Here is a 7,703-nt window from a genome sequence, read left to right as displayed (position 1 = left end):
CAATTACAGGCGGGAACGGGTAAAGCTCCCGACGTGCTAGACAAAATCGACTGTGATGAGATTATTGACCAGTTAGCAGATATGTACGTAATACCGGCGGGCATTGTCTTAGGAGATGACGCAGTTCAGGCAAAACGCGATCAGAGACAAGACGAGCAGAAAAAATTACAACAAATGCAGCATGGATTAACAGCACTACAGGCCGGAGCACAGGCAGCCCCGCAAATCGCAGGAGCTATGAAGGATTTAGCAGAGTTGCCGAATAATATGGCGGCAAATGATCAGCTAGAAAATATGACAAGTATGATGACGGGCGGTGATGTTATGTGAATGAGTTAATGCGAAAACAAATACTCAAAGACTATGAAGAGATTTTAAACACTGACGCAGGGCGGCGAATTCTAGGCGGCATATTTTACGCAGCAAGATTAAACAGTCCCGGGCCGTTGAATGATTACATGCAAGGGCGGCGGGATATGGCACTAACAATCGCGAATACAGTCCGAGAAGTCAGCCCGCATTCACTAGCAAATTGCGAAATCTCATACAAAAATTTTATAAAGGAGTTCAGCAATGGATCAGACCGAGCAGACAACACAGACAGAATCACAAACGACTACGAATGAACAGACCGAGCAAACGCAATCAGTAACACCGGCACTATTTGACGAACAGCAAGACAACTCACAAGACAGCAGCGAAGCCAGTAATCAGCAAGATAATAACTCTTCAGATCCAAATCAAGACAATCAAGAAAATCAAAATCAATCACAGCAATTAACGGAGCAGGATATAAAGATACCTGAGGGTTTTACTTATGATAAAGAAGTCGGGGCGAGTTTCTTGGGAATTCTGAACGACGAAAAATTATCACGCAAGGAATTAGCGCAGAAGCTCACAGATTTATATCACGCTCAAAATGTGAAAATGCTTGAGGCTCTGAAAGCTGCTGATAGTGAACGGCTGAAAAAGTTTGAGTCAGACATGGCGACGGAAAAAAGCGAATGGCTTAAACAATGTCAGAGTGATAAAGAATACGGCGGGCAAAACTGGGAGGCGGCTCAATCAATAATAGATAGAGGGTGCAGGCAGTTAGCAACTCCTGAGGCCGTGAGTCTCATGCAACGCTATAACTTGAATACTCACCCTGAAATAGTCCGCATGTTTTATCGGGCCGGTAAATTAGCAAGTGAAGACAAGTCCGGCATCGAAGGCAACGGACAAGGAAAGACGCAAGATATTGCTATGGCGATATTCGGAGAAAGTTTAAAAGATTATCACAAGAGAAAAGGGGAATTATAATAAATGGCCAGCGAGTTTTTAACACTGATGGATTTACGAGCGACTCTCATGCCAGACGGGAGCCCCGTTAAGTCCTACGCTGAATTATTAGCGAAAGAGAATGACATTTTAGACGATATACCATGGACGGCCGGAAATTTATTAACCGGAGATATACACTTCAAGCGGACTGCATTGCCTAAGGCTCAAATACGCAGAATTAATCAGGGCTTCGATTCAAGCAAAGGAGCTAAAGAGTCTGTAACTGATACATGCGTCGAAATAGTCTCAAGAATGACAGTAGACATGAGAGAATTAGATTTAGCACCTAGTCCCGAAAATTATTTATTGAGTGAAAGCAAAGGGCATATCGCAGTCATGAATGAAGATGTAGTAACAAGTTTCTTTTATGGTGCTGATCCTGAAGGGATTCGGGGAATAGCTCCCAGACTCGGCACACTCTCGCATAATCAAGTAATAGACGCGGGCGGAACTGGTAAAAATCTTGCGTCTGTCTATATAGTGAAATGGGACACTGACGAGATAACCGGAATTTACCCGAAAAATACAAAGGCCGGTCTTGAGGTCTTCACAAAAGAAAATGAATATGTTCAGGATAAAGACGGCAAAATGTTTAGAGCTCATGTTACCGAGTGGTCATGGTTCGTCGGGCTTAAGGTCAGAGACGAAAGATATTTAGCGAGACTTTGCAATATCGACAGGGACGCGCTATTAACTGGGACTGACGCAAAAGAGGCAAGACAGGATTTATTCAGAAAATTAATAATCGCGAAAAATAAAATCTATCACGCTGAGCAGGGGCGAGTCGTAATGTATGCTGATCCTGAAATATTTAACATTTTGGAAATTGCGGCATTCGAGAAAGCAAATCTTGCACTAGGTTATACGGACATTGAAAGCGATAGAAGAGTGCTTAAATTCGCGGGAATTCCTATAAAACGAAATGACGCGCAAAGCATAGCAGAAAAGAAGGTGGCCTAATTATGATATTTGACTATGAGCAAATGTTTATCGATGATAAGAATAATACACAGAAAAATATCACAAGCGGAGTATTAGGGCAGGCTGTCGACATTTCCGGCAATAATCAAGGGCGGGGATTTCCGGCGGTAATTGCTATAGCATTCAGCAGCGACACAACGGCAACGGCTGATCCTGATATTCAATTCGGAATTGAGACAAGCGAGAGTGCAGAAAATTAGAGACTCTCACAAGAAAATCTTGCAAGAGTCTCATTCTATGCTATAATTTATTTGTGTTTATGTTCATGTTTATTATAAGTGCATACTAATATTAGGTATTATATCACACTCTGTTAAATATGGGCAAATATTTTATATGGAGGAAATTATTAATCATGTCTGAAATTAAGATTTACGCGTTTAAGGATTGTAACATTCGCACAATCAAGATTGATGGTGAGTACTGGTTTTGTGTTAAGGATTTATGTAGAGGGCTGCAAATTTGCAGAAGTAGTGATGTTGTTCGTAGAGCATTAAGAGGTGAGAAGACTCGTAAATTTTCTGTGCCTATTGATGTAAATGCTCCTTCGCGTGAGTCGTCTAAAAGGCGCAATACGCTAACGAAGAGTCCATGTCGAGAATGTTTATTTACAGATGAGAGCGGAGTTTATACGCTGATAATGAGGAGTAATAAACCGCAGGCGCAAGAGTTCCGGCACTGGGTAACAAATGAAGTTCTGCCGAGTATACGCAAGACAGGTAGTTATACAATTCCGCAAATAAGAGACGCGCAAGAAGAGTCGCAAATGACTCGAAATAAAATCACGTTTGAAGTCTTAGTAAAAATTGAAGATGGCGCGAGTGTTAACATCTCTGAGAGTTTCCCGGCTGGTACAACTTCGCAAAAAGTTTCCGCAATGTGGTGTGATATGGTCGGTACTGTAAATAGTATTTTGTGCACTATGGATCTAATACAAGAATCACAGTCAGTGAAGAATTATATCAACGAGCTATAGGACTTGTTAGAGGTCAACGGACAATCAAGCCGACAAGTACGCAAGCAGCCCAGCAAGGAATTGACACGGCGGGAATTCCTGACTACAGGACAAATGAAGAAATAGCAGCTTGTAAGAGAGCAGCCCCGAATGTTAGAGATAAATTATTACAGCTTTATCCGTGGACTTTCGCGAGAAGTAATGCGACACTCACGAGTAATTCAGCAGGTGCGGCGGGCTGGGGTTATGGATTCACACTTCCGGCGGATTGTATGACTGTCTTGACTGTCTTAGCAGATAAGGACGGTGCGATTATTCCCGTAGAGTTCGAGCAGTCAGGAAATACAAATCTTTATTGCGACTACTCACAAATTACAGTAAGATACACAAGGCAAATTCAGGCAATAACAGAATGGCCTGCAAGTTTTAAAGATGCATTTGTATATTTGCTAGCGTCTGAAGTAATGCTTGCTGTAACTCCTGCAAATGAGGGAACACTCAACGCCATAAAAGGATTTGAGCAGGCGGCAACGGCAATAATTCAACAGGCTTATAAGATCGGAGTAATCAGAGCAGAGACAAGACTCCCGATTAAGAATGCAATAATAGCGCGGGCTGTAGGATTATTAAGGGGGATTCCGTCCGGTGAAGTCTTAATACCTGATGAGAGATCACAAGATGAGGCGGCTTCAGCTTTGCGGGTATTCGCAAGTGTGAGAGATAAATTATTGAGTTCTTATGCTTGGGTATTCGCAAGAAAGACAGCAACACCGGCAATGTTGAGCGAGTCAGTACCGGGCTATAAATATACTTTCGCGCTCCCGTCTGATTGTCTGAAGGTCATTAACGTAATAACAAAAGATAAACGCTCAATCTATGACTGCGAGAATCAATGCGATTATATGCCCGAATATCCGGAAAATGTCGAACTCGTGAATTATGAGACAACAGCAAACGAGCTTTATACAAATTGCAGTGCTATATATATTAGATACACTTATAAAATAGAAGATATATCAAAATGGGCGGCGGAATTCACCGAGGCTTTTTGCGTGAGGCTTGCTATTGAAATCGCATTTAATACTAAGATTGAGGCTAATGTGATTAAGTTCTTAGAGCAGAGATATACACAAATAATACAAGAGGCACAATTAAGCAGGGTAATTTACAGCGAGTCAGGGCTTCCAAAGTTTAGAGACGCAAGAAGACACACAGCGCGTCAAGTTCCCTATTTGGATTATTCGGGAATACCTACAAGGCCGTGCAGTCCGTTGGATTATTGCGGGGTGTGCGTGAAGTGAAAATCTTTCAGCCGAGTTTTGCAAGCGGAGAGATAAGCCCGTTATTACATGCAAGAGTAGATTTAGCGCGTTATTCTACAGGTTTGGCAGAATTAAGAAATATGATAGTTCTTCCTCAAGGCGGAATAACAAGGCGGCCGGGATTTATGCCGGGTAATGTGAACGGGTTCGGCTCGTTCTATGGTGCAGAGGCAAAATTAATCCCGTTCGTGTATAACTCTTCAGACAGTGTAATGCTTGAGTTCGGAAATTATACGGCTCGCGTGTGGGTGATGTCCGGCGGAAGTGCTAAGGCAATCGCAAATTTTGTTACTCCCTATGCACTGTCAGACGTTCAGGCGTTAAGATATGTTCAAAGCGGCAACGTTTTATTTCTCGCGCATAAGAGTTACAGGCCTAAAATGTTGACTAGAAAGTCATTAACTTCTTGGGAATTCACAGATTTAGATTTTCATGACGGGCCATTTATTGACGGGTCAGAATGGGCGCGCGGTGTTGAGCTGATATTACACAAATTAACATGGACTAACGGCAAATATAGAATAACAGCAGCTACTAAGGATAATGCGGCATTATTTAATTCTTCGCTGATTGATACGCTGTTGAAAGTTGAATACACAGTAGAAGGCAAAACAAGCACTCTAAAAGCTGGTACAAGTATGACATATTCAGAGGCTTTTGAGGTAAAAGGCACAATGAATGTTGTTACTACAGGTTCAGATTGGCGGGGTACAGTCTTCATACAACGCAGTATAGACGGCGGCGCGTCATGGGTAGACATTAAACAATATGTAAGGCGGGACGTGAACACTCAAGGGCAATGGGATTTTACGATTTCAGAGACTGAAGATTACGTGTTATACCGAGTTGCAGCAATTGCCGGAGAAACTGAAACAGATCAATATAGCAGGACTCGCAGAATAAGAAGCATATCAGGCGGCGGAACTACAGACACAACAGCAAGCAGCGGCGAAATAGTAATCACAATCAGTGTAAGCGGCTTTCTTAGGCGTGAGACTTATAAAATTATGTCGGTTGCAAATGCTCATTCAGCGACTTTGACACTACAGGATGAACTCGCGGCAATAACAAATCGAATTACGGACACTGTCTCCGTTAAATTATGGTCAATGGGTTCATGGGGAATTCAACAAGGTTATCCGGCGGCTATTGCGATGTATCAAGACAGATTAATTTTTGCGAGTACTCCGTTACAGCCTCAAACTATTTGGATGAGCAAGACGGGAGATTATGCAAATTTCGGCGTGTCTGATCCTTTGAGTGATGACGACGCTATAAATATCACTCTGGCAGGAAGCAGCGCAGATTGTATTCACAGCCTAGTAACTACACAAGATTTATTTGCTTTCACCGAGTCGGGCGAATGGAGAGTCAGAGGCGCGGGGGATTCCGGTGCGATTTCTCCGACTGCATTAACAGCACATCAGCAGACTAATATTGGAAGTAAAGCACTTCAGCCCATATTAGCAAACGGCCAAATAATTTTTGTGCAGACTCAAGGTCAGAAAGTTTATACTCTGGGTTATGATTTGAATATTGACGGCTACACAGGGCATGAAATATCAATCATGAGCGCGCATTTATTCGAAGGCAAGCAAATAATCAGCATGGCCTATCAGCAAATTCCCGACAGTCTTTTATGGTTCGTGCTGGATGACTCAAGCGCGGCGGTTTGTACTTATAATCCTGAACATGAAGTAATAGGCTGGTCAAGACAAGAGATTTCTAAACACTACGGCATGAGGTCAATAGCAGCATTACCCGGACAAAAGCAGACTGAGCTGTTTTTAATCACATTGAGTGTAAATATTTGGCTCATGACTCTTAACGAGAGACTAAGCGAAAATAAATACATGGATAATACAAGCTATTATGAAAGCTCAATGAGGACGCTGCGGGTAAATTCAGAGGGAGAAAACGGCAGCTCTTACGCGAATAAAAAATTAATTCCGAGATTGATAATTCATTCGCTGAATACTTCAGAGGCTTGGGCAGCTCCGGGAGATTACAGCGATGAGGGCAAAAACTGGGAGCGGCGCAGGCGTGTAAGATTTGATAATACCGGATATTTAAGCGATTCAGATTTGCAGCTAGATAACGGGTTCGCTCGGGACGCTTGTATACAGATTAGGAGCGAGCAAGGGCAGGGATTGACAATCTTGGGAATTTCACCGACAATAACGCAAGGAAGTTAAAAGACGGGGAATAATACCCCGCCAATGATGGTTACATCTTACGCGTTAGGGTTCTCATTAATTGCTCCACTAACAAATCAAAGTTATTAGCGGCGGTTTGCTTAATGGATAAAGCCTTCTCGGTGGTGAAAGAATCGTCAAGGGTAATATTAATCTCAATTTTTGAGTTCCCTATTTCACAATAATTCTTATAAGAGAAACAGCCTTTTACGTGTGCGACTTTGTGAGATTTTGATTCTTGCTGTGCAGGTTCGGAAATTTGCGGCTTATCAAATCCCGGAATCGTGTATGTTCCTGTTCTGTGCAATAGAGGTAATACGTCCTCGAATACCCATTTTTGATACCTCTTAGCTTCGGGTTTGTTGCTCCTCATGATAAGACGATATAATCCGGCCTCTGTTACTAATTGCGTGCAAGGCTTGATGGCAGCCCACTTGCCGGGGTTTCTCGTACCTTTGGTAAGAGTTAAAATTGAATCATTTGTCTTGCGTAATAACTCAAATAATTTGATTCTTTCGTCTTCTGGGACAACCTTACATAAAATTCTGCTAACGTTACTCGAAGTTATATCTAACATTTTGCAAACATCGACAGCAGCAAAATAAAATGTCTTGTCATCAACGACAACAACGCGCAACTTTTGGCCTAAATAATAAAAATCTATTAGTTCGTACATGGTTTAAAACCTCCAATAAAAATTTGGCAATAATACATTAACTGTGCTATAATTATAAATAATAATATGCGCTTACTATAGACAATACGACAAAGACGCGTGCACTATTCGAGATAAATAAAGGAGTAGGGCAGATTGAGGGAGTTACAGTAAATATGAGTTTGCCTGAAGAAATGCGCCGAGTACATTTTATAAATATGGTGTATGTTGCAGACGGGCCGAGCGATATACCAGCATTTTCACTAGTAAAT

9 protein-coding genes are annotated in these 7,703 nt (G+C 42.1%); 8 read left to right on the top strand and 1 reads right to left on the bottom strand.

Annotated features, from left to right (window positions below):
• The 8 genes from IJT21_05785 to IJT21_05750 all read left to right on the top strand — a co-directional run.
• On the top strand, nucleotides 1-330 hold a 330-nt coding region (locus IJT21_05785), incomplete at its 5' end, for a hypothetical protein (GenBank protein MBQ7577756.1).
• An 8-nt stretch (nucleotides 331-338) separates the two neighbouring features.
• A complete protein-coding gene (locus IJT21_05780; GenBank protein ID MBQ7577755.1) occupies nucleotides 339-626 on the top strand; it encodes a hypothetical protein in 288 nt (95 codons plus the stop codon).
• Complete coding sequence (locus tag IJT21_05775; protein MBQ7577754.1) at nucleotides 574-1,302, top strand: hypothetical protein; 729 nt, start codon at nucleotides 574-576, stop codon at nucleotides 1,300-1,302. Before IJT21_05780 ends, IJT21_05775 begins: the two co-directional genes overlap by 53 nt.
• Nucleotides 1,303-1,305: 3 nt before the next feature.
• Complete coding sequence (locus tag IJT21_05770; GenBank protein ID MBQ7577753.1) at nucleotides 1,306-2,283, top strand: hypothetical protein; 978 nt, start codon at nucleotides 1,306-1,308, stop codon at nucleotides 2,281-2,283.
• Between the two features lie 2 nt (nucleotides 2,284-2,285).
• Entirely contained in the window at nucleotides 2,286-2,504 is a 219-nt protein-coding gene (locus IJT21_05765; GenBank protein MBQ7577752.1) for a hypothetical protein, read from the top strand.
• Between the two features lie 155 nt (nucleotides 2,505-2,659).
• Nucleotides 2,660-3,280 (top strand): hypothetical protein, encoded by a 621-nt coding sequence (locus tag IJT21_05760; protein MBQ7577751.1) that lies wholly within the window; start codon nucleotides 2,660-2,662, stop codon nucleotides 3,278-3,280.
• Complete coding sequence (locus IJT21_05755; GenBank protein MBQ7577750.1) at nucleotides 3,220-4,560, top strand: hypothetical protein; 1,341 nt, start codon at nucleotides 3,220-3,222, stop codon at nucleotides 4,558-4,560. The genes IJT21_05760 and IJT21_05755 overlap by 61 nt, the downstream gene beginning before the upstream one ends.
• A complete protein-coding gene (locus tag IJT21_05750; protein MBQ7577749.1) occupies nucleotides 4,557-6,776 on the top strand; it encodes a hypothetical protein in 2,220 nt (739 codons plus the stop codon). The genes IJT21_05755 and IJT21_05750 overlap by 4 nt, the downstream gene beginning before the upstream one ends.
• A 31-nt stretch (nucleotides 6,777-6,807) precedes the next feature.
• Here the strand turns inward: IJT21_05750 and IJT21_05745 are convergent, their stop codons facing one another.
• Nucleotides 6,808-7,452 carry a hypothetical protein gene (locus tag IJT21_05745; GenBank protein ID MBQ7577748.1) on the bottom strand — a complete coding sequence of 215 codons (645 nt, stop codon included), beginning with the start codon at nucleotides 7,450-7,452 and terminating at the stop codon, nucleotides 6,808-6,810.
• Between the last annotated feature and the right edge of the window lie 251 nt (nucleotides 7,453-7,703).

The organism is Synergistaceae bacterium, assembly GCA_017443945.1.
Lineage (GTDB): Bacteria > Synergistota > Synergistia > Synergistales > Aminobacteriaceae > JAFUXM01.
The sequence above is the reverse complement of the archived record's forward strand: the minus strand, read 5'-3'. Positions and strand labels throughout refer to the sequence as shown.

Coding starts and splice junctions, on each gene's coding strand:
- IJT21_05780 (MBQ7577755.1), top strand. CDS start 339: ATGCGAAAACAAATACTCAAAGACTATGAAGAGATTTTAAACACTGAC.
- IJT21_05775 (MBQ7577754.1), top strand. CDS start 574: ATGGATCAGACCGAGCAGACAACACAGACAGAATCACAAACGACTACG.
- IJT21_05770 (MBQ7577753.1), top strand. CDS start 1,306: ATGGCCAGCGAGTTTTTAACACTGATGGATTTACGAGCGACTCTCATG.
- IJT21_05765 (MBQ7577752.1), top strand. CDS start 2,286: ATGATATTTGACTATGAGCAAATGTTTATCGATGATAAGAATAATACA.
- IJT21_05760 (MBQ7577751.1), top strand. CDS start 2,660: ATGTCTGAAATTAAGATTTACGCGTTTAAGGATTGTAACATTCGCACA.
- IJT21_05745 (MBQ7577748.1), bottom strand. CDS start 7,452: ATGTACGAACTAATAGATTTTTATTATTTAGGCCAAAAGTTGCGCGTT.